The organism is Nitrobacter sp. (genome assembly GCF_047149785.1).
GTDB lineage: Bacteria > Pseudomonadota > Alphaproteobacteria > Rhizobiales > Xanthobacteraceae > Nitrobacter.
The window spans coordinates 1,161,975-1,185,872 of record NZ_BAAGBE010000001.1 but is presented as its reverse complement, the minus strand read 5'-3'; the positions used below and the strand labels follow the sequence as shown (position 1 = coordinate 1,185,872).

The following is a 23,898-nucleotide window of genomic DNA, read 5'->3' as shown; positions in this document are numbered from 1 at the left end:
GCCTCGTGCATTATAGCGTTTTCGAGCGAAGCACGTCCTCGGGCTTGACCGGAGGATGGATATCGGTTCGCGTCAAGAAAACGCGTTAAATCAAAATCCTAGAACCCGCTTCTGATCCATCAGAAGCGAAAAAGCTCTGGAAGCTTGTCCATACGACGAACACCTTGTCCATACGACGAGTACTTAAGTGATAGATGCTATGGGGGGAGCTGAAAAACCTTCTATTTCCTGTTCGATGGCTCGTGCGATCCCAAGTGTCCGCGTATCGCTCCCGTGAGGTCCGATAATCTGCATCCCGACCGGTAAACCCGCCTCGGTGAGGCCGGCCGGCATCGTTGTAGCCGGTAATTCGAGGACAGTCGGCAGCGCCACCCAGTTCATTAGTTCGAGGTATGAAAGCGAGCGGTCATCGGAGCACTTGAGTTTGCGCATGAGGGCCGGGCGATGATCGTGCGGGAATGCACAAACGGCAGCGACCGGCGCGAGTATAACGTCATATTTTGCGAACAGGGATTGGATTTGCCGGCCCATCACCGCGCGAATTTCGTTAGCTTTCAGCCACTCCGAATGACGGGCTGTTGCTCCCATGATGCCGTGCGCCCACGATATCGGTTTGCTACCGAGGCTGGACGCGAGTTTTGCCGGCCACCGCAACATCTCGAAGGCTGCGCGCTGAGCCGCAGGCATATCCGCATAAGTGATCGAAAAAAGCAGCGTTGCATAAGCGCTCAGGAGCCTCTCGCAATCGACTGGACTGCCTATTTCCTCAACTATCGCACCAAGCTCGGCCAGTTTTCTCCCAAGCGTCGTAATCCGAGAATCGACCTGCGGATCGAGCGCGAACAGTGATTCTTCGTGCCAAAGCGCCACCCGTAAATTTCGTAACCGATCCTCGGCAGGCTCGTGTCTAGGCGTTTGGCTAATCACGGAAAATAACAGTGTGAGATCACGCGCAGACCGCGCGATTGGCCCAACTACAGCCATGTCCATATCAACAATAGAGCCGGGCGGAGGCACCAAGCCACGCAGGGACACGACGCCGTAAGTCGGTTTATGTGCAAAGACACCGCAGAAGGACGCGGGTATGCGCAACGATCCAGCGATGTCGGCGCCTATTTCGAGAGACGCCATTCCTGTTGCTACGGCGACGGCAGAACCACCGGATGACCCTCCCGGAGTCCTTTTCTGGTCCCAAGGGTTATTGGTAGTGCCGTAAAGCGCATTGAAGGTTTGCCAATCACCTGCTTTCACTGGTGTGTTGGTCTTTCCGAATACGATTGCCCCTTCCTCTTTGACATGTTTCACGACTACCGCATCTGACGCAGTTCGATGTAGAAGTTCTTCCATACCTGCCGATGCTGGAAGATTCTCAACATCAAAAGTGTCCTTGACGGTCATGGGAAGACCGGCAAGCGCACCGAGGTGCTCATCTTTAATTCGTCGAGAGTCTATCTTTTCGGCCTTTCGCAGCGCTGGTTCGATATCCTGCGCAACGATAGCATTCAAACGTGGGTTTAGAGCCTGGACGCGATCAATTGCTAGCTTAAGAAGCTCCGATGCGCTGATGCGCTTGCTATTTAATAATTCAATTTGAGCCGAGGCATCGACAATCAGTGCGTCCATGTCGCATTAGCCTCCCTCTAAGCGCCCAGCGGTGGCAATTTCGTCGCGAATAACGCTGTATCACGGTGCAGGGCAGAGGTATTGAATGAATGGGACATTCCATTGCATCTAGTCGGAACGCGGCCCCGGCAGCAACGCATCGCTGCGCCCCGTGAGCCAATAGGCAAACAGACCGATCCATTCATGCACCGCGGTATCGGCGCGGGCGAGGCCCGCGCTCAGCCTGTCGAACGGCACCAAGGCATCGACCCACCCTCGCGTGCGCCAATCGACCGGATAGGCCTCGACCTTGAAGCCCGCCTTGCGGAACACGCCGATCGACCGCGGCATGTGATAGGCCGACGTTACCAGCAGCCAGCGTTCGCCGGGTTTTGGCGAAACCAGCTTGCGGGTGAAACGCGCGTTCTCGTCGGTCGTGCGGGAATCGCTTTCCAGGATGATGCGCTCGGGCGATATCCCGAAAGTCTCCAGCAGCCGCCCGGCGATCGGCGCCTCGGGCACGCGGCTGACGATCAGATTTCCAGTTCCGCCACTGTAAACGACACGCGCCTTGGGAAATCGCCGCGCCAATTCGAGCCCCGCGATCACCCGTTCCGCGGAGCCATTGGTCTCCACGGAGCCGCGGGCGACCGATGCTCCGGCATTGATAGCGCCGCCGAGGATGATGATGCCGTCGGGATCGCGTCCATCATACTGCCATGCCGGGAAACGATTTGACAATGTCAGCAGCAGCACATTTCCGACCGGCGAATATCCGAACACCAACAGCAAGACGATGCCCACTGTCAGCAAACCTGCGCCGGCGCGGCGGCGTTTGAGCAACAGCAGGCCCAGACCGCAGACGATCGCGATCGCGTTCGACGGCAGCGCGACAAATCCGATGATTTTGGAAAGCAGGAAGAACATGCGATCAGCCGGCAAGCGGAGGGACGACATCCATGAGCGAGCGACGCGCCGAAATCAACCCATCGCGGTTCATCGCGCGCTCCGCGAGCTAATCCCATTTCGGAGCAAAGCCGAAATCCGTCAGCCGTCCCCTGGCGCTGCCCATCGCCGATATCCGCGCCATCTCGTCATCGCTCAGCGTGAAATCGAAAATATCGATGTTCTCCGACAGCCGTTCTATCCGCGAGGTCCGCGGGATCGCCGCCACATCTTGCTGAACCAGCCAGCGCAGGCAAACCTGCGCCGCGGTCTTGCCGTGAGCGGCCCCTATCCGGCTCAACACGTCATCGGTCTTGATGCGCCCCTTGGCGATGGGGCTGTAGGCGACCAGCGCCATGTCGTGACGGCGGCACGCTTCCAGCACTTTGGTCTGATCGAGATAGGGATGATACTCGACCTGATCGCAAACAACAGGTTCGGGACAGAGCGCGACCGCCTCCTCGATCAATGCCACGGTAAAGTTCGACACGCCGATGTAACGCGCCATGCCGAGCCGCCTGACGTTGGCAAGCGCGCCCAAAGTCTCGGACAGCGGAATGCGCGGATTGGGCCAGTGCAGCAATACGAGATCGACCTGCGCGAGGCGCAATTGCTTGAGGCTTTCCTTGACGGACCGTTCGAGATCGTGGGGCGCAAAATGCGTGGTCCAGACCTTGGTGGTGACGAACACCTCGTCGCGATCGATGCCCGACGCGCGCAGGCCTTCGCCGACTTCGCGTTCGTTCTCGTACATCTGCGCGGTGTCGATATGGCGGTAGCCGAGCCGGAGGGCCTGCTCGACGAGACGCGCGCAGGCCCGGCCGCGAAGCTCCCACGTGCCGAGCCCGATGGCCGGAATGCGCGCGCCATTGGCTTCAACGTATTGCATCGCAACCTCCTCCGGCCGTCGAGCCGAGGTAAGCCGAACTTTGCGCGAATATTGTGCCGCCGCGGAGACTGCCAAGCGGGCCGGATTGTTAACCGCCAATATGCCCGTCGAGAGCAGCGAACACGGTTTCGGGCGCGTGCGCAATGACCGCAAGAAGCGCGCGCGCCGGTCCGCGCGGCATCCGCTTGCCCTGTTCCCAGTTCCGGATGGTTTCAACGGGAACGCCCAGCCGCGCCGCGAATTCGACCTGGGTCAGACCCGCCCGCCGACGCAGGCTTCTGACCTCGGGCTCTGCGTCCGGTGGCATTCCGGCCACCGCAGATCCTGCAACGGGACGGTTGGGAACGGAACTCGCATTCGCGGCGGACATCGACGGCGCCAGCGGAAACTCCCGTCCGTCGCGGATCTCTACGATCCGCCCGTCCGCTTTCAGTCGCAATCGCTGCATGACCACCCCACGAGTCGGACGATGGTCGATGATCCGCGTTAAGGCCCGGTGAACGGTTGGAGCATGTGGCCGCCAATCAGCTATACTGACACGACGATACACACAGACGACGGGCCGCCGCACCATGGGCAGGTTGAGGGTTGCGCTTCTGCTTTTTGTTGCATGGAACGCCCCGGCCTGGGCCGGCGACTGCCCGCGTCCGGGAACGCTCGGCACCTCGCGCGTTCTCGAGGTCGATGCCGCCAGGTATCCGCGCGTCGGCCTCAAGAGCTTTCCCCAGACGCTCCCGCTCGACGACAAGGAGGTGGTGCTCACCTTCGACGATGGTCCTGCGGCAACGACGCGTCGCATTCTGGCTGCGCTCGCGCGCGAATGCGTGCTCGCGACGTTTTTCCAGGTCGGCAGAAATTCGCAGGCGTTGCCGGGCATGGTCCGAAAAGCCGCGGCGCTCGGCCATACGCTTGGGCATCACTCCTGGTCGCACCCGCACCTCAATGCGATGACCTTTGAAGCCGCCAAGAACAACATCGATCGCGGCATCGCCGCGGACGAAGCCGCCCTCAACGGGAAGGCGACGAACGTCCCGAGCACGCCGTTTTTTCGCTTTCCCTACTTCCAGTCGACGCCTGAACTTCTCGAAATGCTTCAAGCGAGGGGAATCGTCGTGTTCGGAGCCGACTTCTGGGCGAGCGACTGGCTGCCGATGACCCCGCAGGATGAATTGAAGCTGATTACCGGACGGCTCAAGGCCGCGCGGAAAGGCATCATCCTGTTTCACGACACTCGCGCGCAAACCGCTGCGATGCTGCCCGATTTCCTCAAATTCATGCGCGTCAACGGCTACCATGTGGTGCACGTTGTTCCGAAGCCAAAAAGCGCCGACCGATGAATTAAGGCGACGTTCATCGCCTGGCCGGTAGTTTCGGATTAGATTTAGCGGCGCGAAGGTATTTTTCGAATGGCAAAGATATTCAATGGAGCCTGGTTGAAGCCGCAGCAGATTCTTTGCGCCGGCCTGTTCGCCGCCACCCTGGAACTCACGGCGTTTCCCGCTTGGGCAGGCGACTGCCCCGGCAACCCCGATGCCCTCGGAACCTCGCGGACGCTGGTCGTGGACCCGCGCGAACACCCCCGTATCGGCACCATGCAATACCCGGAAACGTTGCCGCTCAGGGATCACGAGGTGGTTCTGACCTTCGATGACGGCCCGTTGCCGCCGCACACTCTCCAAATCCTCGATATCCTCGCTCGGGAATGCGTGAAGGCGACCTTCTTTACGATCGGCCGCATGGCGCACGACTATCCGCAAGACCTGCGCCGCGTGCTGGCGGCCGGTCATTCCATCGGGACCCATTCGCAAAACCATCCGCTCAGCATGAACCGGATGCCGATCGAGCGCGCCCGGAAAGAAATCGACGACGGCATCGCTTCCGCGACGGCGGCATTGGGCGATCCCGCGGATGTGGCACCGTTCATGCGCATTCCGGGTCTGTTGCGGGCGAAGGCCGTCGAGGATTACCTCGCGTCCAAAGGCATTCAGGTCTGGAGCGCCGATTTTCCGGCGGACGACTGGCGGCACATCTCCGCCGATCGCGTCTACCAGCTCGCGATCAGCCGGATCGAGGCCAAGGGCAAAGGCATCTTGCTGTTGCACGACATCCAGGCGCGGACGGTCGCTGCGCTGCCGAGGATTCTCCGCACGCTGAAGGAACGCGGCTATCACATCGTCCACGTGGTGCCGGCCACGCCCGACCGGCCGAAGACACCGACCTCGCCGCAGGACTGGCTGGCGCATCCGGCGTCTGGCGCGGTCGCTTCGGCGCATTGGCCAAAAGTGCCGCGTTTCAGCTTTGCAAACACCGAGACCTTCCCCGCTCCGGCGATCTCGGATTCCGGCCTGCGCGACGGCAAGCTGCTTCTGTTGCCGGAGGCGTTCAGCGGTTCGCGCCGTTTCGTGCGCGGCAACGTCCCGCTGCCGGAAGAATCACCCTGGCCGCGCCAATCAGCGGTGGTGACCGGCAACAGCACCGACACGTTTCCGGTGCCGGCACAGACTGTATTCGCGATCCAGGAAAAATCCGCCGTGCCGCTCAAGGCCGTCATTCCGCTACAGCGTCACGCCAAGCCAGTCGTCGGGGCAAGTCGCCGCGCCGATGAGGTCGATGATAACGTGCAGTCGATTTCCATCGATGCGAGCGCGGCGAAACGCGCCATTCCGGGAAGCCCGCCGGTGATACGATCCGGCTTTCATTAGAGCTATTCCGGCTTTGATGGACTCGAAGCCGGGCTCCAACTTTTTATTTTGATGCGTTTTCTTGACGCGAACCGGCATTTGCTTCGCTTGAAAACGCTATAATCAGCTTCCGCTTCCGGCGGGATCAGAAGCAAGCTCTGTAAAGTTGTGAAAGCCTCTCATCGAGCGACCTGCTGAACCCGGATTCGTCCGATCAGGATCGATCGCGCGCAGCGCGGAGCCTGACGATTTCTTCGGCTTCCATCTGCGCCATGTCGAGCAGATAGCCGAGGGTATCCAGTCCGTGGCGGCGGGCAATCAGCCCGAGATCGGCGACCGCCGTCGCCAGGTAGCGGGCCGCCTCGTCCGCATCGCCCTTTCCGGCGGGTTCGTCCATGCGCGACTTGCGGGCGCGAACCTCCTCATTCCGCTCCGATCGGCCTTTCATCCCGGAGGACTCCTCTCATCATGGTCAAGAAGGCCGTATTCGGCACCCGATACCCGATATGAGAGCGCAACTATAGGTAAAAATTTTATAAATTAACAACCTATAAGACATGGCAAGCACGAAGGTTTTCACACAAGCCTATTTGACTTAAGAGCGCGCTGCACCCATGTTCGCCCCGGAACTGTTGACGCACGGCTAGCGGAACTGGTTTCAAATTTCCCAATAATCCGTTGGAATAACATGAATATCGTCATTGTTGAGTCGCCCGCAAAGGCCAAGACGATCAATAAATATCTGGGCGGTTCCTACGAGGTGCTGGCCTCATTCGGCCATGTCCGCGATCTCCCGGCCAAGAACGGATCGGTCGATCCGGAAGCCAATTTCCAGATGATCTGGGAGGTCGACCCGAAGGCGGTCGGCCGACTCAACGACATCGCCAAATCGCTCAAGGGCGCCGACAAGCTGATCCTCGCCACCGACCCTGATCGCGAGGGCGAGGCGATCTCCTGGCACGTGCTGGAGGTGCTGAAACAGAAGCGCGCGCTGAAGGACCAGAAGATCGAGCGCGTCGTTTTCAACGCCATCACCAAGCAGGCCGTCACCGACGCGATGAAGAATCCGCGCCAGATCGACGGCGCGCTGGTCGACGCCTACATGGCGCGCCGTGCGCTCGACTATCTGGTCGGCTTCACCCTCTCCCCAGTGTTGTGGCGCAAGCTGCCCGGCGCGCGCTCGGCCGGCCGGGTGCAATCGGTCGCCTTGCGGCTGGTCTGCGACCGCGAAGTCGAGATCGAGAAATTCGTGCCCCGCGAATACTGGTCGCTGATCGCGACGCTGGCGACGCCGCGCGGCGAAACCTTCGAAGCCCGCCTCGTCGGCGCCGACGGCAGAAAAATCCAGCGGCTCGACATCGGCAGCGGCGCCGAGGCCGAGGACTTCCGGAAGGCGATCGAGGCCGCCAATTTCACCGTTTCGACCGTCGAGGCCAAGCCGGCGCGCCGCAATCCGCAGGCGCCCTTCACCACCTCGACGCTCCAGCAGGAGGCAAGCCGCAAGCTCGGCTTCGCGCCGGCGCACACGATGCGGATCGCGCAGCGGCTCTACGAGGGCATCGACATCGGCGGCGAGACCACCGGCCTTATCACCTACATGCGAACCGACGGCGTGCAGATCGACGGCTCGGCGATCACGCAGGCGCGCAAGGTGATCGGCGAGGATTACGGCAACGCCTACGTGCCGGACGCGCCGCGCCAGTATCAGACCAAGGCCAAGAACGCGCAGGAAGCCCACGAGGCGATTCGCCCGACCGACCTGTCGCGCCGCCCCGCGGACATGAAGCGGCGTCTCGATTCCGATCAGGCGAGGCTTTATGAGCTGATCTGGATCCGGACCATCGCCAGCCAGATGGAATCGGCAGAGCTGGAACGCACGACCGTCGACATCGCGGCCAGGGCCGGATCGCGCATGCTGGAGCTGCGCGCCAGCGGCCAGGTCATCAAGTTCGACGGCTTCCTGGCGCTCTATCAGGAAGGCCGCGACGACGAGGAAGACGACGACAGCCGCCGCCTTCCCGCCATGAGCGAGGGCGAGGCGCTGAAGCGCGAGAGCCTCAGCGTCACCCAGCATTTCACCGAGCCGCCGCCGCGCTTCTCGGAAGCCTCGCTGGTCAAGCGCATGGAGGAACTCGGCATCGGCCGGCCCTCGACCTACGCCTCGATCCTGCAGGTGCTCAAGGATCGCGGTTACGTCAAGCTCGAAAAGAAGCGGCTCTACGGCGAAGACAAGGGCCGCGTCGTCATCGCGTTCCTGGAAAACTTCTTCGCGCGCTATGTCGAATACGACTTCACCGCCAATCTCGAGGAGCAGCTCGACCGCATTTCGAACAACGAGGTGTCGTGGCAGCAGGTCCTGAAGGATTTCTGGGACGACTTCATCGGCGTGGTCAACGACATCAAGGACGTTCGCGTTTCCGAAGTGCTCGACGTGCTCGACAACATGCTCGGGCCGCACATCTACGCGCCGCGCGAGGACGGCGGCGATCCGCGCCAGTGTCCGACCTGCGGCACCGGAAAGCTGAACCTCAAGGCCGGAAAGTTCGGCGCATTCGTCGGTTGCTCCAACTACCCGGAGTGCCGCTACACCCGACCGCTGGCCGCCGATGGCGATGCCGGCGGCGATCGCGTTCTCGGCAAGGATCCGCAGAGCGGTCTCGACGTGGCGGTGAAGTCCGGCCGCTTCGGCCCCTACATCCAGCTTGGCGAGCCCAACGATTATGCCGAGGGCGAAAAGCCGAAACGCGCGGGCATTCCGAAAAACACCTCGCCCGCCGACATGGAGCTGGATCTGGCCGTGAAGCTCCTGTCGCTGCCGCGCGAAGTCGGCAAACATCCGGAGACCGGCGAGCCGATCACCGCCGGCATCGGCCGCTTCGGTCCGTTCGTCCGGCATGAGAAAACCTATGCGAGTCTCGAAGCCGGCGACGAGGTGTTCGACATCGGCCTCAACCGCGCGGTGACGCTGATCGCGGAGAAAATCGCGAAAGGACCGAGCCGCCGCTTTGGCGCCGATCCGGGCAAGCCGCTCGGCGACCATCCGACGCTCGGCGCGGTGGCGGTCAAGAGCGGGCGATACGGCGCCTATGTGACCGCGGGCGGCGTCAACGCCACCATTCCGAGCGACAAAACGCCGGAGACCATCACCCTCCCCGAAGCCATCGCGCTGATCGACGAACGCGCAGCCAAGGGCGGCGGCAAGACCAAACGCACGGCGAAGAAGGCCAAGCCCGCCAAAACCGAAAAGGCCGCCGACGGGGATGCCGCGGCGACGAAACCGGCCAAAAAGGCAACCAAGAAGGCGGCCGCGAAACCGGCCTCCGCCAAGCCGAAGTCCGACGCGGTGAGCAAGGCGCGAGGCCCTGTCGCGGCGGCCAAACCACCGGCCGGCGCTGTAAAAGCGCCCGCAAAGAAGAGTGCTGGCAAGAACGGCTGAGGTGAGCAAACCGCGCGACAGGCGTTTCCCGGACCGCGAGACCATCGTCGCCTTCATCCGCACGCATCCCGGACAAACCGGCACACGCGAGATCGCCCGCGAGTTCGGCTTGAAGAACGCGGATCGCATCGAACTGAAGAAAATCCTGCGCGATCTCGCGGACGACGGCACGATCGTCAAGCGAGGCCGCAAGCTGCGTCAGGCGGAGGAAACGCTGCCGCCGACGCTGATGGCCGATATCACCGGACGCGACAGCGACGGCGAACTGCTGGCGACGCCGACCGAGTGGGACGAGGAAGCAGGCACTCCGCCGAAAATCCGCATTCACGTGCCGCGCCGCGCGAAGCCCGGCACCGCGGCCGGCGTCGGCGACCGCGCGCTGCTGCGCATCGAGGCGACGGAGCCCGGCGATTCCGCGCCTTATCGCGCCCGCGTCATCAAGGTCATCGAGCATACCCGCTCGCGCATCCTCGGCATCTACCGCGCCCTGCCGCAGGGCGGCGGTCGCCTGGAGCCGGTCGACAAGAAGCAGGCCGGCCGTGAATTGAACATCGCGAAGGCCGACAGCGCCGGCGCGGAGGACGGCGATCTGGTCAGCGCCGAGCTTGTGCGCACCCGCGGTTTCGGTCTTGCGTCAGGCAGGGTGAAGGAGCGGCTCGGCTCGCTCGCGACCGAAAAGGCCGTCAGCCTGATCGCGATCCACGCCCATGACATTCCGCAAGTGTTTACGCCGGCCGCCTTGCGTGAAGCGGAGGCGGCGAAGCCCGCGGCCCTTCGGGGCCGCGAGGACTGGCGCGCGCTGCCGCTCGTGACCATCGATCCGCCAGATGCCAAGGATCATGACGATGCGGTTCATGCTGCGCCCGACGAGGATCCGAACAACGAGGGCGGCGCTGTCGTCACTGTGGCCATCGCCGACGTCGCCTATTATGTGCGGCCTGAATCGGCGCTGGATCATGATGCGCTGAAGCGCGGCAATTCGGTCTATTTCCCCGATCGCGTGGTGCCGATGCTGCCGGAGCGCATCTCCAACGATCTCTGCTCGCTGGTGCCAGGGCAGGCGCGCGGGGCTCTCGCCGTGCGGCTGGTGATCGGCCCCGACGGCCGCAAGCGCTCGCACACATTTCATCGCATCCTGATGCGCTCGGCCGCGAAGCTGAACTACGCGCAGGCGCAGGCCGCGATCGACGGAAATCCCGACGACGTGACGGGCCCCCTGCTCGCGCCGGTCCTGAAGCCGCTTTATGCGGCCTACGCTCTGGTGAAACGCGCGCGCGACGAGCGCGATCCCCTCGATCTCGAACTGCCGGAGCGCAAGATTCTGCTGAATCCGGACGGCACGGTCGACCGCGTCATCGTGCCGGAGCGGCTCGACGCGCATCGGCTGATCGAGGAATTCATGATCCTCGCCAACGTCGCCGCCGCCGAGACGCTGGAGAAGAAAGACCTGCCGCTGATCTATCGCGTCCATGACGAGCCGACGGTGGAGAAGGTCCACAACCTTCGGGAATTCCTGAAGACGCTAGATATGTCTTTCGCCAAGAGCGGCGCGCTGAAGCCCGAACAGTTCAACCGCGTGCTCGATCAGGTCAAGGGTCACGACTCCGAATCGCTGGTGAACGAAGTTGTGCTTCGCTCGCAGGCGCAGGCCGAATATTCCGCCGAGAACTACGGCCACTTCGGCCTCAACCTGCGCCGCTACGCGCATTTCACCTCCCCGATCCGGCGGTACGCGGACCTGATCGTGCACCGCGCCCTGATCCGGGCGCTCGGCCTCGGCGATGGCGCGTTGCCTGCGACCGAGACCGCCGAAACGCTGGCGGAGGTCGCCGCTCAGATTTCCGTTACCGAGCGCCGCGCCATGAAGGCCGAACGCGAGACCGCCGACCGCCTGATCGCGCATTTCCTCGCCGACCGCATCGGTAATATCTTCGGTGGCCGGATTTCCGGGGTAACCCGCGCCGGGCTGTTCGTGAAACTGACCGATACCGGCGCCGACGGGCTGATTCCGATTCGGTCCCTCGGCACGGAATATTTCAACTACGACGAGAGCCGCCACGCGCTGGTCGGCTCGCGCAGCGGTTCCATGCACAAGCTGGGTGACGTGGTGGAGGTTCGTCTGGTAGAAGCTGTTCCCCTGGCTGGCGCCCTGCGTTTCGAACTCCTATCTGGAGGACTTGCCGGGCCACGCGATCCTCGCCGGCGCGAGGGGCGAAACAGAAAGGGGATGCGCGGTTCGCAAAACGCGCACGCAAAAGTCCATTCGAAGGCCCATCCGGGCCGCAAACCGCGCAAGACGTCACGCAAGCCGGGAAAGAGCACGGCCGGCAAACCGAAGAAGGGCAAATCATGACGGCGCTTCCTCCTGATATCGCGAGAACGGCCGCCACAACCTGGACCCAGGGAGGCGAGAAGCGCCACCTCTGGGCCGCGATCAGGCGCGGCTTGTTCTGCCGCTGCCCGAGATGCGGCGAAGGCAAGCTCTTTCGCGCCTTTCTGAAGACCGCCGACAACTGTTCGGAATGCGGGCTCGATTTTACACCGCACCGCGCCGACGACCTGCCCGCCTATCTTGTCATCGTCGTTGTCGGCCACATCGTGGTGCCGCTGGCGCTGCTGGTCGAGAAAGAGTTTTCGCCGCCGCTGCTTCTCCAGTGGGCAATCTATCTGCCATTGACGTTGTTTTTGGCGCTATGGCTGATTCAGCCGATCAAGGGCGCGGTGGTCGGACTCCAGTGGGCCTTGCGGATGCACGGTTTCGACGAGAATTTTGTCGAAGATCACATCTGATCCGGCAGCCCGGCCCGGCTATCGGAACTGCGCGGCAAGCGAGATGAGCGAGACGGCGCAGCGACCCGCGCAACGGACCGACTGTCACCCCTATCGTCGCCCGAAAGATGCGGCCACGCTGATCCTGATCGACCGCAGCGCCGCGACGCCGAGGGTGCTGCTCGGCAAGCGCCATGACAAGGTGATCTTCATGCCGGGCAAGTTCGTCTTCCCCGGCGGCAGCGTCGAAAACACCGACAACAAGGTGCCCGTCGCCGCGCCGATCCCGAAAGAACTCGAGGCCAATCTGCTCAAGGGCAGCCCGAAGATCCAATCGTCGCGCGCCCGCTCGCTTGCGCTCGCCGCGATCCGCGAGGCGTGCGAAGAAACCGGGCTTTGCCTTGGACGCAAGGCCGAGGGCGCCGCCGCGAGGCTGACCGGAGCCTGGCAACCGTTCGGCGATGCCGGATTGCTGCCCGATCCCTCAAGCCTCTACCTGGTCGCGCGCGCCATCACCCCGCCCGGTAGCGTACGCCGTTTCGATACCCGCTTCTTCAGCGCGGATGCATCCGCCATCGCCCACCGTGTCGAGGGCGTGGTCCACGCCGACGCCGAACTGGTCGAACTCATCTGGGTCGAGGTGGATGCAAAACCTCTCGCCGGCCTCCATTCCATCACCCGGAGCGTGCTCGGCGAACTCCAGAAGCGTCTCGCCGCCGGTCCGCTGCGACACGATGCGGACGTGCCGTTCTTCCGTTTCTGCGGCGGCAGGATGCAAAGGGATATTCTGCCCGGCGCGGCTTGATAATCTCGTCCAGCCAAGGCACACGACCCCGCCAGCCCGGAAAATCGGCTGTTTGCGGGGAACGGGCCGATTTCAAGCTCTCAACAGCCTCGAAATCCTTGACTTTGAGCGTTTCGCGGCTAGTTTGCCGGCCAACGCGGGCCTGACGCCGGGCCGGCTTTTCAGATTCCCGACATCGAAGGATTGCACATGGCCAAGGCGGTCACCATCAAGGTCAAGCTGGTTTCCAGCGCCGACACCGGCTTCTACTACGTCGCCAAGAAGAACTCGCGCACCATGACCGACAAGATGGTCAAGAAAAAGTACGATCCGGTGGCGCGCAAGCACGTCGAATTCCGCGAGGCCAAGATCAAGTAACGGCGCTTCGTCGGCGGTGAATTGGACGGGGCCTCGTGGCCCCGTTTTATTTTGCGAGAACCTTTTATTTTGCGAGAATCTGCGGCGGTGTCACGCCGCCTCCGCGACGACGCGGTTTCGGCCGTCGTGCTTGGCGCGGTAGAGCGCGATGTCGGCGCGCTTGAGAACGTCGGCGACCGGTTCGCCCTTTCGCTCAAGGACCGATAATCCGATCGAGATGGTCACATTGATCCGGTTCACACCTTTGTGGACAGCAAACGATTCGTATGCGATTGAACGGCGCAGCCGCTCGGCGACGATGCCGGCAACGCGCAGGTCGGTTTCCGGCATCACGATCACGAACTCCTCGCCGCCATAGCGGCAGGCGAGATCGATACCGCGGATGGACTTGCGGACCCGCACCGCGAATTCGCGCAGAACATCGTCGCCGGCGTCGTGGCCATAGCGGTCGTTGATCGACTTGAAGAAGTCGATGTCGAGCATCATCAGCGCCAGCGGCTTGCCGCGCATCGAGGCCTGCTCGGCCAGCGTGACCAGATGGCTTTCCATGTAGCGGCGGTTGTGCAAGCCGGTCAGCCCGTCGGTCACCGCCATTTCGATCGAGTTCTGCACGTTGTCGCGCAGGTGGTCGGTATAACGACGGCGACGGACCTGCGTGCGGGCGCGGGCGAGCAACTCGTTTTTATCGACAGGCCGCAGCAGGTAATCGTTGACGCCGATCTCCAGACCACGCAGCAATCGCGCATTGCTGTTGGCGTCGGCTATGGCGAGGATCGGAACGTGCCGCGTGCGCCCCAGCGAGCGCGCCTGGCTGCATAATCGCAAGCCGTCGAAATTTTCCAGCCCGAGCGACACGATGAGAAGATCGTAATCGTTCTCGGCGGCGTGAAACAGCGCCTCGGACGGATCGGTTTCGACATCGACGGCGTGTTCGGTCCTGAGCACCGACGCCAGCCGCTCGTAAGACGAGGCACGGTCGTCCACCAGCAGGACGCGCCCGCCCTTCCCGGCGTCGGCAACCGCATCGCGCTCCGGCGCCTGCATGCCGATTTCGAGCGATGTCGCCGCGCGCAAGCGCAACTCGTCGGTCATCATTTTCAAACGCGTGAGCGAGCGAACCCGCGCGATCAGCACCACATCCGACACCGGCTTGGTCAGGAAGTCGTCGGCGCCGGCCTCGAGCCCGCGCACGCGGTCGGACGGGTCGTCCAACGCCGTCACCATCACCACGGGAATGAAATGGGTTGCCGGGTTGGCCTTCAGCCGGCGGCAGACCTCGAAACCGTCCATGTCCGGCATCATCACGTCGAGCAGGATGATATCGCACTTGGCGCGCGCGCAGATTTCCAGCGCCTGCGCGCCGTTGGACGCGGTCACGACGTCGAAATACTCCGCCGACAATCGCGCTTCCAGCAGCTTGACGTTGGCAGGGATATCGTCGACGACCAGAACACGCGCGGACACAGCTATCTCCTCAACCCACGAAACGGCGGACGGTCTCGATGAACTTGCCGACCGAAATCGGCTTCGACAGATAGGCTTCGCAACCGCCCTCGCGGATGCGCTCTTCGTCGCCCTTCATCGCAAATGCCGTCACCGCCACCACCGGAATCGCTCGCAGTTCGGGATCGTCCTTGATCCAGCGCGTGACATCGAGACCGGACACCTGCGGCAATTGAATATCCATGAGAACGAGGTCGGGGCGAAGCTTGCGAACCAGATCGAGCGCTTCGAAGCCGTTACTCGTTCCCGACGTTTCGTAACCGTGAGCCTCCAACAGATCGCGGAAGAGCTTCATGTTGAGCTCGTTATCTTCCACGATCAGGACCGTCTTGGCCACCCTGACCTCCCAGTCGATGCGTTCACCCGCCATGGTGAGCGAAACATGCACAAGCGTCACAAAACTTGTTCGCAAACTGGACTTAGATTTGCATCAGAATCGCTCCAAAGCCGTTAAGGCACAGTACGATCTTTATGCGAGCGCGTTAGCACTTGCTTGAACACGTTTCACGGACTCGGGCATGATGGTTCCAAAGTAGAAGCCATAGGTTACGGAAAGGCAAATCCCCGCGATGACAAAGCGTGTGCATAACGCCACCGAAGCGGCCGAATTCGTGGCGATTCAGGCGCTTTCCTTTATCGCGGACGACGCCGAACGATTGGGCCGGTTCCTGACCGAAACCGGCATCGGCCCGGAGACCCTGCGCGCTTCCGCCTCCGATCCTCACTTCCTGGCCGGCGTGCTTGATTTCGTACTGCGCGATGACGCGACCGTAAACGCTTTTTCGGAATCCTCGGGGCACCATCCTACTACCATCGCCGCCGCCCGGATGGCGCTTGGCGATTCTCTCCCGGAGCGTGAGTCTCGGTGACACGGAGGTCGCCGGACGGTCCGTCGTGCTTTTGCCGGGATTGTCTCGGCGATCTCGGCTTCCCGGCGGCCCGTTGCAGCGCGTGCGGCTCTCCCCGGCTGGTGCGCCACCGCTCGTTGCAGACGCTGACCGTCGCCCATATCGACTGCGACGCGTTCTACGCCACCGTCGAGAAACGCGACGATCCATCGCTCGCGGACAAACCCGTCATCGTGGGCGGCGGCAAACGCGGCGTGGTGTTGACCGCCTGCTACATCGCCCGGACGTATGGCGTGCATTCCGCCATGCCCATGTTCAAGGCTCTCGCACTCTGTCCCTCAGCCGCCGTTATTCCTCCGGACATGGCAAAGTACGTCCGGGTCAGCCGCGAGGTGCGGCGCATGATGCAAGCCCTCACGCCGTTGGTGGAACCGCTGTCGATCGACGAGGCCTTCCTCGACCTCGGCGGCACCCAGCGGGTCCACGGCACGATCCCGGCCAAGGTGCTGGCCGTGTTCGCAGCCGACATCGAACGCGACCTCGGCATCACGGTGTCGGTCGGCCTGTCCTGCAACAAGTTCCTCGCCAAGATCGCCTCGGATCTCGACAAGCCGCGCGGATTCGCAGCGCTCGACCAGGACGAGGCGCACGTCATGCTCGCGGACAAACCGGTCGGATTCATTTTCGGCGTCGGCCCGGCCACCTGGGAGCGGCTATCGCAGCGCGGCTTTCGAACCATCGGCGATCTGCAGCGCGCCGACGAGAGCGACATGATGAAGCAGTTTCCGACCGAGGGCCGCCGGTTGTGGCGGCTGGCGCGCGGCATCGACGAGCGGCGGGTGATCGCCGATCGCGGCGCCAAGACCATCTCCAGCGAGACGACGTTCGAATCCGATATCCGCGACTTCGCCACGCTCGAACGAATCCTGTGGCGGTTGTCGGAGAAGGTATCGTCGCGGCTCAAGACAGGCGGCCTCGCCGGATCGACCATCACGTTGAAGCTCAAGACCGCCGATTTCCGGCAGCGGACCCGCTCGCGATCGGTTTCCATTCCGACCCAGCTCGCGTCCAAAATTTTCGCAACCTGTCGCGACATGCTGGCGAAGGAAATCGACGGCGCCGCCTTCCGCCTGATGGGAGCCGGCGTCAGCGCGCTGCGTCCCGGATCGCAGGCTGACGACACCGATATGCTGGATCGCCGCTCGGCTGATGCCGAGCGAGCGATGGACGATCTGCGCAGGAAGTACGGGAGCGCGGCCGTGATCCGGGGCATCGCCTATGACGGTCCCGGGAAACCGCGTCAATAAAGGCAGCCAGACTGTCGGTAAAATTGATCTTTTACTGGCTGCATCACTTGCAGGATTTGGCGTTCTTGACGTCGCCGACGTCGAATTTGTCCAGCGTCCCCGAAATCACGAAGTCGTTGTAGTCGAGCACCAGCGCCCGCGACACGCCGTCCTCGAACAGTTCGAACGACATGGCGTAAACCGGGGTCTGCTCGCCGCTATTGGTTTTAGCATCGCGATCGTAGTAGCTGACGGTGACGGGCCACCGCGTCAGCGTCTTCGTTTGCTCGTTGGTCGTCGATGGATCGGGCGTCGATCCCGGCTTGTCGCCACGAATGGGTTTGCCGATGACCGCAAGCGTGTCGTAGACCTTCTCGCCGTTGTCGGAACCGTCATACACGGTGAGTTCGAGCAGCGATTTGCCCTCTTTCGCGGCCGCTATGATGCGCCGGATCTGTTCGGTGGGAAACACGGCCTTGCCGTCGATGGTGAACGTCTTGGCGACCGGTTGCTTCAGCTTCACCGTGATCTTGCCGCCGGTCCGTTCGGCGATACCGTCAACCTCGCTCTGATCGGTGTCGTTCATGCGGGTCAGAACCTTGAACCGGAAGCTTTTGCCTTCCGCATCCTCCCAGTTCACGGATTGCATATCGCTCAGCGTGCTCTTTCCTTCCCCGCTGTCCATTTCCGAGACCTGCCTGAAATCCGAGGTGTACCCCTCGCAGGCGTTTCCGGAAAACTTGTAGAGGATTCGTCCGCGGGCACTGTCCACCGACGTGCCGCCGCGCGACTTCAGGAGGCTCAGGTCGTACCGCGCCTCATGGGGAAGAAACGGAACAACGGCTGCGGCGCGCGCTGCGCTCCCGAGCGGCAGCGAACATGCCGCCACCACAACCAGCGTCAGACACCCCGACCGGAATCGCAAGGTCGAGCAATCGAAATGGTCGCGCATATCACCTCTCGATGCAGCCGAATTCGAACATAGTCACAGGCCCTGTTGCGCCGCAACTTGGGCGGCGCGGCGGCACGCCGCAATGGATCGTCTATGATTTGATCACGCTCAGCGAGGCATTTCGCGACATCCGATCCGGTTTACCATCACTTGCATGTGACATGACGATGCGCGAGATAGAACCCTGAGCCGGTTTCAGGCGGAACAATGCATCACGGGGACGGACATGGCAGGAACGATCGAGCAGAAGCTGGCGGCGCAAGGCATCACTCTGCATGATCCGGCATCGCCTGTGGCGAATTATGTCGGTTTCGTCCGCACCGGCAATCTGCTGTTCGTATCCGGACAGCTCTGCTTCAATCCGGAAGGCGCGTTGATCGCCAAGGGCAAGCTCGGCGCCGGCGTCACCGTCGAACAGGGCAGCGCCGCGGCGCGCGGCTGCGCCCTCAACCTGCTGGCGCAGGTGAAGGCCGCGCTCGGGGACCTCGACAAGGTGGTCCGCGTCGTCAGGCTGGGCGGCTTCATCAACTCCGCGCCCGATTTCCTCGACGGACCCAAGGTGATGAACGGCGCATCCGATCTGATGGTTGAGGCGTTCGGCGACAAAGGCCGCCATTCCCGTTCGACCGTGGGCGTTGCATCCCTTCCCGCCGATGCGGCGGTCGAAGTGGAAGGTCTGTTCGAAGTCGCTTGACGCCGATGCGCGCGCCCGACTGGCTGACGGCCCGCCCGGTCGCCCATCGCGGCCTGCATGACGACGCCCGCGGCATCGTCGAGAACATGCCGGCGGCGGCCCGAGCGGCGATGGCCGGAAACTTCAGCATCGAACTGGATATTCAGTTGACCTCCGACGGCGAGGCCATGGTTCATCATGACGACGAACTTGGCCGCCTGACCGAAGGTTCAGGCCCCCTGCGGGCCAGAACCGCCGCCGAGCTGAGGCAGGTTGTCTTCAAGAACACGTCTGAGCGGATGATGTCGCTTGCGGATCTCTGCGCGCTGGTCGCCGGCCGCGTGCCGCTGGTGATCGAGGTCAAAAGCCATTTCGACGGCGACCGCCGGCTGGTGCAGCGCATGGCCGACGTGCTGTCCTCCTACGACGGACCTGCGGCCGGCATGTCGTTCGATCCGGACCAGGTGCTGGCTTTGCGCGACCTGATTCCAGAGCGTCCGCGCGGCATCGTGGCCGAGCGCCACTACACCGAAGCTGATTGGCCCGCGACAACGCCGGATCAGCGCGCGGCCATGAGCTATCTGCGGCACGCCTTCCGCACCCGGCCGCACTTCGTCGCTTACTGGGTGAATGAACTTCCGGCGCTAGCGCCATGGATCGCAAGAAACATCTTCCGATGTCCCCTGCTGACATGGACGGTGCGAACGGCGGAACAGCGCGTCCGCGCCGACCGATACGCCGACCAGATGATCTTCGAGGGTTTCCACCCGGACGGCTAGCTCCGGCTTTTGATGGAATCAAAGCCGGGCCCCAGCTTTTTGTTTTGACACGTTTTCTTGGCGCACCGGTACCCATCCTCGGGTCAAGCCCGAGGACATGCTTCGCTCGAAAACGCTATAACCCCCGCGACTTGACGGCCCCGGCGCCGTGCCCAATCTCTGCGGTTCAAATAAAACCGCCACATGGCGGACATCTCCACGTGCAATGGCTGATTGCAGGCTCAACTCCTTGATGACGTCATCCGACATATCGCTCGAAGCTATCGACACGGTCGGCCAGATTCCGGCCGCGGACTGGGACGCCTGCGCGAACCCACCAATCGCACACCAGCGATCGGCGGCACCCGTGGGTGAAGCCCCGGCGCATTCGATTTCCGGCTCAAATGAGACATACAACCCTTTCGTCTCACATGCCTTTTTCACGGCGCTCGAAGCATCGCATTCGGCCTGCGCGCGCACCGGATGGAAACCGTGCCATTTGATCGCCCGCCGCGACGGAACGATCGTCGGCGTCGTGCCGTGCTATCTGAAGTCGCACTCGCAGGGTGAGTATGTCTTCGATCACGGCTGGGCGGACGCCTATGAAAGGGCCGGCGGGCGCTATTATCCCAAGCTGCTGGCTTCGGTTCCGTTTACGCCCGCCACCGGCCCGCGGCTCCTGATCGGCCCTGGCAACGACGAAGCGGGCGTCCGCGCCGCGCTGGCCCGCGGCCTCATCGGCCTCTGCGATGCGACGCAGGCCTCGTCGGTTCACGTCACCTTCGCCCGCGAGGAGGAATGGACGTTTCTCGCCGGAAACGGATTCCTCCAGCGCACCGACCAGCAGTTTCACTGGCGCAACGAAGGCTATTCGAGCTTCGAGGACTTCCTCGCCAGCCTCAATTCGCGCCACCGCAAGGCGATCCGCCGCGAGCGCCGCGACGCGCTCGCCGACGGCATCACCATCCATGTCCTCACCGGCAGCGATCTCACGGAAGACGCCTGGGATGCCTTCTTCCGGTTCTACATGGAGACCGGATCGCGCAAGTGGGGCCGGCCTTACCTGACCCGGTCCTTCTATTCCATGATCGGCGAGAGCATGAGCCGGGACATCGCGTTGATCATGGCCCGGCGCGACGGCCGCTGGATCGCCGGCGCCATCAACTTCATCGGTTCGGACACGCTGTTCGGGCGGCATTGGGGCGCGGTCGAACATCACCCCTTCCTGCATTTCGAGGTCTGCTACTATCAGGCGATCGAATTCGCGATCCGTCATCGCCTGAAAACGGTGGAGGCCGGCGCGCAGGGCGAGCACAAGATCGCGCGCGGATATCTGCCGCAAACCACCTACTCCGCGCACTACATCGCCGACCCTGCCCTGCGCCGCGCGGTCGGCGATTATCTCAAGCGCGAACGGCAATACGTCGCGGAAGCCCGCCGCGAACTGACCGAGGCCGGCCCGTTTCGCAAGGCGGGCAACAACGGCGTCTCCTGACGCTTCTATAGCGTTTTCGAGCGAAGTGGAATCCGGTTCGCGTGAGGAAAACGCGTCAGACCAAGACTCTAGAGGCTCGGGACGTCATCGTTGTATGAAGCGAGACGATATTCGGTCCAAATCGTCATGGCGGGGCATAGTCGTTCGAAGAACGGCGTTCTGTCGAACGCCTATGGTCCCGACCATGACGGGTTGCTGATTGCCCAAAGAAACACGCGTTGGCAGAAAATCACCCGGTCTCGAAATCGCCGTCCTGCGGCGGCGCGATCGGCGTGAACTGGCAACGGTTCGGCTTGATGTCGATGAGCGGCGTCTCGTCGATGCAATCCAGTCCGCGCACCAGCACGGTCGAGCCCTCGATGCCGACCAGCTTGACCAGCGACGTCCCCAGCGGATTGGGCCGCACCGGGGACCGCAGCGAAAACGTGCCGTGGGTCTCGCCGCTGCTCTTTGGGCTCTGCAGTACGATGTCGCGACGCGACAGGTGCAACCAGTAGATGACTTCGATGCTGGAATACCGATCGAGCCTGTGCAATGCGGGTTTCCAGGGATCGAAAATCTCCAGCCGGCAGATCGGCCCGTCTTCGCGCCCCTGACGCGGCGTCTTCAGCCGGGACGTCCAGGGCGTGCGGATACGGCCGATGAACACCAGTCCGGCATCGGTCGGCGGCGGCAGTTCGACGACCACCTCGCCCTCTCGCACCTCATGTTCACGCACCATGGCCGTGATCTCCTCGCATCCTGATACCACGATCCGGACCGTTATTCATCGCCGAGAATAACCGGACCTACCCTCTCACGCGCATATTTCGCAGCACGAGGCAGGCGCCGCCGGAGCGCCTGATCCGATTGCAGAGACCGTCGGCTTGCGCGCGCGTATCGGCCCCGATCCGCACCTGATAAAACGTCCGGGTGCCGCGGCTGCGCAATACCGAGCCCAGCAAACTTGGATCGCGGTCGCCGATCACGGCGCCGAGCCGCCGGATGGCTCGTGCGTACATCGCCATGGCGCGGACGCGGCTGAAGCCGGCTGCGAGCTGTACGCCCCAAGGTTTATCGGCCCCGAGCTTCACATGCTGTTCGAGTCCCGTCACGAAAGGATTGGGCGCGCGCTTCAATAGCGCCATCAACTCGCGGCAATTCGTCGACGGTGGCTGTGCCGGTGCCTTGCCGCCTTTGCCGGCCTCGACCCAATCCTCGATCGGCGATCCCGTGACCGCGGCGACGTAGTTGCGCGTCTCGGCCGGCATCGATCCCTTGCCGTCGAGCCAGTCCTGCACGCGACGCGGCCCGGCATTATAGGCAGCGGCGGCCAATCCCAGATTGCCGAATTGCCCGCGCAACTCGTTCAGATACTCGGCCGATTTCGGCAGCGCCTGCACGGGATCGAACGGGTCAAGGAGCCGTCGCTCGCTTGCGGTTCCCGGCATGAACTGCGCGATGCCCTGCGCGTGCTCGCCGCTGCGGGTCAACGGACCCACGGCATCGGGCTGAAACCGGCTCTCTTGCCAGATCACGCGCGCAAAAAACTCCAGCGGCAGGTTCTCGGCCCTGGCCGCCGACTCGACCATCAGGCAGATCGATTCGCGCGTGTCCTGATCGGCCTTCGCCGCAGGTTTCGGATCGGATGCGGTCTCCGCGTCGGCCTGCGCGACCACGACACGCGGCATCAGCAGCATCAAGGCGAATGCGCATCGCATGAGAAGGGGCACGCGCAACGCCATGCCGGTTTTCTTCCGCGATGGCGAGGAAGCCAGCTTCATCCCGCGAGCATAACAGGCTTCCCGCCACGCCCGATATCCCCCTCCGGTTCGGGAGGAGGATCGTTTTGAGCTCCGGTAACCGGCATTCGCTGCCACGCGGCAGCGAATGCCGAAAGCGCTCTGATTAACGCTTGGAGAACTGGAACGAGCGGCGGGCTTTCGCCTTGCCGTACTTCTTGCGCTCGACCACGCGCGAGTCGCGGGTCAGGAAGCCGCCCTTCTTGAGGACGCCGCGCAATTCGGGTTCGAAATTCGTCAGCGCCTTGGACAGGCCGTGACGAACGGCCCCGGCCTGGCCGGACAGGCCGCCGCCGGCGACGGTGCACACCACATCGTACTGACCGGCGCGGGCTGCTGCGACGAGCGGCTGCTGGATCATCATGCGCAGCACCGGACGCGCAAAGTAAACCTCGACCTCGCGCGCGTTGACCAGAATCTTGCCGGCGCCCGGCTTGATCCAGACGCGGGCGACAGCGTCCTTGCGCTTGCCGGTGGCGTAGGCGCGACCGTACTTGTCGACCTTCTTGGTGTGCTTCGGCGCTTCGGACTCGGCCGTCTTCAGCGCGGACAACTGGTCGAGAGACTGCATGGTATCGGACATTATGCGGCCCTCTTGTTCTTGCGGTTCATTGCGCCGATATCGACGATTTCCGGCTGCTGGGCTTCGTGCGGGTGCTCCGCGCCGGCATAAACACGAAGATTGCCGAGCTGCACGCGTCCGAGCGGGCCGCGCGGGATCATGCGCTCCACGGCCTTTTCGATGACCCGTTCCGGGAAACGGCCCTCGAGGATCGACTTCGCCGTGCGCTCCTTGATGCCGCCGATATAGCCGGTGTGATTGTAATAGACCTTGTCGTCACGCTTGCGGCCGGTGAGAACCACCTTGGCGGCATTGATGATGATGACGTTGTCGCCGCAATCGACGTGCGGGGTGTAGGTCGGCAGATGCTTGCCGCGCAACCGCATCGCAACGAGGGTGGCGAGCCGCCCGACCACCAGGCCGCTGGCGTCGATCAGCACCCACTTTTTCGTCACTTCGGCGGGCTTTGCCGAGAACGTTTTCATGTGAGAAATCCGTGAAAAGAGACCCTCGGCGTCCGCGCACCGACCGAGGGCGTTCTAGAGAAGCAATCGAC

The 23,898-nt window shown here is 62.9% G+C and carries 24 protein-coding genes; 12 read left to right on the top strand and 12 right to left on the bottom strand.

Annotated features, from left to right (window positions below; genetic code table 11):
- Nucleotides 1–183: 183 nt before the first annotated feature.
- The 4 genes from ACMDCM_RS05485 to ACMDCM_RS05470 form a co-directional block, all read right to left on the bottom strand.
- Nucleotides 184–1,623 carry an amidase family protein gene (locus ACMDCM_RS05485; protein WP_412772622.1) on the bottom strand — a complete coding sequence of 480 codons (1,440 nt, stop codon included), beginning with the start codon at nt 1,621–1,623 and terminating at the stop codon, nt 184–186.
- A gap of 108 nt (nt 1,624–1,731) precedes the next feature.
- The gene (locus ACMDCM_RS05480; protein WP_412772621.1) at nt 1,732–2,529 is read right to left on the bottom strand and encodes a YdcF family protein; all 798 of its coding nucleotides are present in this window, start codon (nt 2,527–2,529) and stop codon (nt 1,732–1,734) included.
- Between the two features lie 88 nt (nt 2,530–2,617).
- On the bottom strand, nt 2,618–3,436 hold the full coding sequence (locus tag ACMDCM_RS05475; protein ID WP_412772620.1) for an aldo/keto reductase: 819 nt from the start codon (nt 3,434–3,436) through the stop codon (nt 2,618–2,620).
- 88 nt (nt 3,437–3,524) lie between these two features.
- Nucleotides 3,525–3,884 carry a helix-turn-helix domain-containing protein gene (locus ACMDCM_RS05470; RefSeq protein WP_412772619.1) on the bottom strand — a complete coding sequence of 120 codons (360 nt, stop codon included), beginning with the start codon at nt 3,882–3,884 and terminating at the stop codon, nt 3,525–3,527.
- Between the two features lie 124 nt (nt 3,885–4,008).
- Here ACMDCM_RS05470 and ACMDCM_RS05465 point away from each other — a divergent pair, with 124 nt between their 5' ends.
- Both ACMDCM_RS05465 and ACMDCM_RS05460 read left to right on the top strand, forming a co-directional pair.
- Nucleotides 4,009–4,773 (top strand): polysaccharide deacetylase family protein, encoded by a 765-nt coding sequence (locus ACMDCM_RS05465; protein ID WP_412772618.1) that lies wholly within the window; start codon nt 4,009–4,011, stop codon nt 4,771–4,773.
- Nucleotides 4,774–4,842: 69 nt separating this feature from the next.
- The gene (locus tag ACMDCM_RS05460; protein WP_412772617.1) at nt 4,843–6,138 is read left to right on the top strand and encodes a polysaccharide deacetylase family protein; all 1,296 of its coding nucleotides are present in this window, start codon (nt 4,843–4,845) and stop codon (nt 6,136–6,138) included.
- A 193-nt stretch (nt 6,139–6,331) separates the two neighbouring features.
- Here the strand turns inward: ACMDCM_RS05460 and ACMDCM_RS05455 are convergent, their stop codons facing one another.
- Nucleotides 6,332–6,565 carry a hypothetical protein gene (locus ACMDCM_RS05455; RefSeq protein ID WP_412772616.1) on the bottom strand — a complete coding sequence of 78 codons (234 nt, stop codon included), beginning with the start codon at nt 6,563–6,565 and terminating at the stop codon, nt 6,332–6,334.
- Between the two features lie 240 nt (nt 6,566–6,805).
- Here ACMDCM_RS05455 and topA point away from each other — a divergent pair, with 240 nt between their 5' ends.
- The 5 genes from topA (at nt 6,806) to rpmG (ending at nt 13,484) form a co-directional block, all read left to right on the top strand.
- Nucleotides 6,806–9,553 (top strand): type I DNA topoisomerase, encoded by a 2,748-nt coding sequence (gene topA / locus ACMDCM_RS05450; RefSeq protein ID WP_412772615.1) that lies wholly within the window; start codon nt 6,806–6,808, stop codon nt 9,551–9,553.
- Nucleotide 9,554: 1 nt separating this feature from the next.
- A complete protein-coding gene (gene rnr, locus ACMDCM_RS05445; RefSeq protein WP_412772614.1) occupies nt 9,555–11,906 on the top strand; it encodes a ribonuclease R in 2,352 nt (783 codons plus the stop codon).
- The gene (locus ACMDCM_RS05440) at nt 11,903–12,343 is read left to right on the top strand and encodes a DUF983 domain-containing protein (RefSeq protein WP_412772613.1); all 441 of its coding nucleotides are present in this window, start codon (nt 11,903–11,905) and stop codon (nt 12,341–12,343) included. Before rnr ends, ACMDCM_RS05440 begins: the two co-directional genes overlap by 4 nt.
- A gap of 43 nt (nt 12,344–12,386) precedes the next feature.
- Nucleotides 12,387–13,127 (top strand): NUDIX hydrolase, encoded by a 741-nt coding sequence (locus ACMDCM_RS05435; RefSeq protein ID WP_412772612.1) that lies wholly within the window; start codon nt 12,387–12,389, stop codon nt 13,125–13,127.
- 189 nt (nt 13,128–13,316) lie between these two features.
- Nucleotides 13,317–13,484, top strand: coding sequence for a 50S ribosomal protein L33 (gene rpmG / locus ACMDCM_RS05430; protein ID WP_006611239.1), 168 nt, complete (start codon nt 13,317–13,319; stop codon nt 13,482–13,484).
- A gap of 90 nt (nt 13,485–13,574) precedes the next feature.
- Here rpmG and ACMDCM_RS05425 read toward each other — a convergent pair whose 3' ends face one another.
- Nucleotides 13,575–14,948 carry a PleD family two-component system response regulator gene (locus ACMDCM_RS05425; protein WP_412772611.1) on the bottom strand — a complete coding sequence of 458 codons (1,374 nt, stop codon included), beginning with the start codon at nt 14,946–14,948 and terminating at the stop codon, nt 13,575–13,577.
- A 10-nt stretch (nt 14,949–14,958) separates the two neighbouring features.
- Complete coding sequence (locus tag ACMDCM_RS05420) at nt 14,959–15,324, bottom strand: response regulator (protein ID WP_412774674.1); 366 nt, start codon at nt 15,322–15,324, stop codon at nt 14,959–14,961.
- Between the two features lie 232 nt (nt 15,325–15,556).
- On the opposite strand from ACMDCM_RS05420, the gene ACMDCM_RS05415 reads away from it, so the two are divergent.
- Together ACMDCM_RS05415 and ACMDCM_RS05410 are read left to right on the top strand one after the other, a co-directional pair.
- Nucleotides 15,557–15,856: a DUF3572 domain-containing protein gene (locus ACMDCM_RS05415; RefSeq protein ID WP_412772610.1), complete on the top strand. Its 300-nt coding sequence runs from the start codon at nt 15,557–15,559 to the stop codon at nt 15,854–15,856.
- A complete protein-coding gene (locus ACMDCM_RS05410; protein WP_412772609.1) occupies nt 15,853–17,142 on the top strand; it encodes a DNA polymerase IV in 1,290 nt (429 codons plus the stop codon). Before ACMDCM_RS05415 ends, ACMDCM_RS05410 begins: the two co-directional genes overlap by 4 nt.
- A gap of 43 nt (nt 17,143–17,185) precedes the next feature.
- Here ACMDCM_RS05410 and ACMDCM_RS05405 read toward each other — a convergent pair whose 3' ends face one another.
- Nucleotides 17,186–18,073, bottom strand: coding sequence for a cell envelope integrity EipB family protein (locus ACMDCM_RS05405; RefSeq protein WP_412772608.1), 888 nt, complete (start codon nt 18,071–18,073; stop codon nt 17,186–17,188).
- A gap of 226 nt (nt 18,074–18,299) precedes the next feature.
- Here ACMDCM_RS05405 and ACMDCM_RS05400 point away from each other — a divergent pair, with 226 nt between their 5' ends.
- The 3 genes from ACMDCM_RS05400 to ACMDCM_RS05390 all read left to right on the top strand — a co-directional run bounded on the left by ACMDCM_RS05400 (nt 18,300) and on the right by ACMDCM_RS05390 (nt 20,999).
- Nucleotides 18,300–18,767: a RidA family protein gene (locus ACMDCM_RS05400; RefSeq protein ID WP_412772607.1), complete on the top strand. Its 468-nt coding sequence runs from the start codon at nt 18,300–18,302 to the stop codon at nt 18,765–18,767.
- A gap of 5 nt (nt 18,768–18,772) precedes the next feature.
- Nucleotides 18,773–19,525 carry a glycerophosphodiester phosphodiesterase family protein gene (locus ACMDCM_RS05395; RefSeq protein WP_412774673.1) on the top strand — a complete coding sequence of 251 codons (753 nt, stop codon included), beginning with the start codon at nt 18,773–18,775 and terminating at the stop codon, nt 19,523–19,525.
- Nucleotides 19,526–19,757: 232 nt separating this feature from the next.
- Nucleotides 19,758–20,999: a GNAT family N-acetyltransferase gene (locus tag ACMDCM_RS05390; RefSeq protein WP_412772606.1), complete on the top strand. Its 1,242-nt coding sequence runs from the start codon at nt 19,758–19,760 to the stop codon at nt 20,997–20,999.
- Nucleotides 21,000–21,228: 229 nt separating this feature from the next.
- Here ACMDCM_RS05390 and tsaA read toward each other — a convergent pair whose 3' ends face one another.
- The 4 genes from tsaA to rplM form a co-directional block, all read right to left on the bottom strand.
- Nucleotides 21,229–21,720, bottom strand: a complete 492-nt coding sequence (tsaA, locus tag ACMDCM_RS05385) for a tRNA (N6-threonylcarbamoyladenosine(37)-N6)-methyltransferase TrmO (RefSeq protein ID WP_412772605.1) — start codon at nt 21,718–21,720, stop codon at nt 21,229–21,231.
- 67 nt (nt 21,721–21,787) lie between these two features.
- The gene (locus ACMDCM_RS05380) at nt 21,788–22,723 is read right to left on the bottom strand and encodes a lytic transglycosylase domain-containing protein (protein WP_412772604.1); all 936 of its coding nucleotides are present in this window, start codon (nt 22,721–22,723) and stop codon (nt 21,788–21,790) included.
- A gap of 163 nt (nt 22,724–22,886) precedes the next feature.
- Nucleotides 22,887–23,363, bottom strand: a complete 477-nt coding sequence (rpsI, locus tag ACMDCM_RS05375; protein WP_292616336.1) for a 30S ribosomal protein S9 — start codon at nt 23,361–23,363, stop codon at nt 22,887–22,889.
- Complete coding sequence (rplM, locus tag ACMDCM_RS05370) at nt 23,363–23,827, bottom strand: 50S ribosomal protein L13 (RefSeq protein ID WP_292610296.1); 465 nt, start codon at nt 23,825–23,827, stop codon at nt 23,363–23,365. The genes rpsI and rplM overlap by 1 nt, the downstream gene beginning before the upstream one ends.
- Nucleotides 23,828–23,898: the final 71 nt, after the last annotated feature.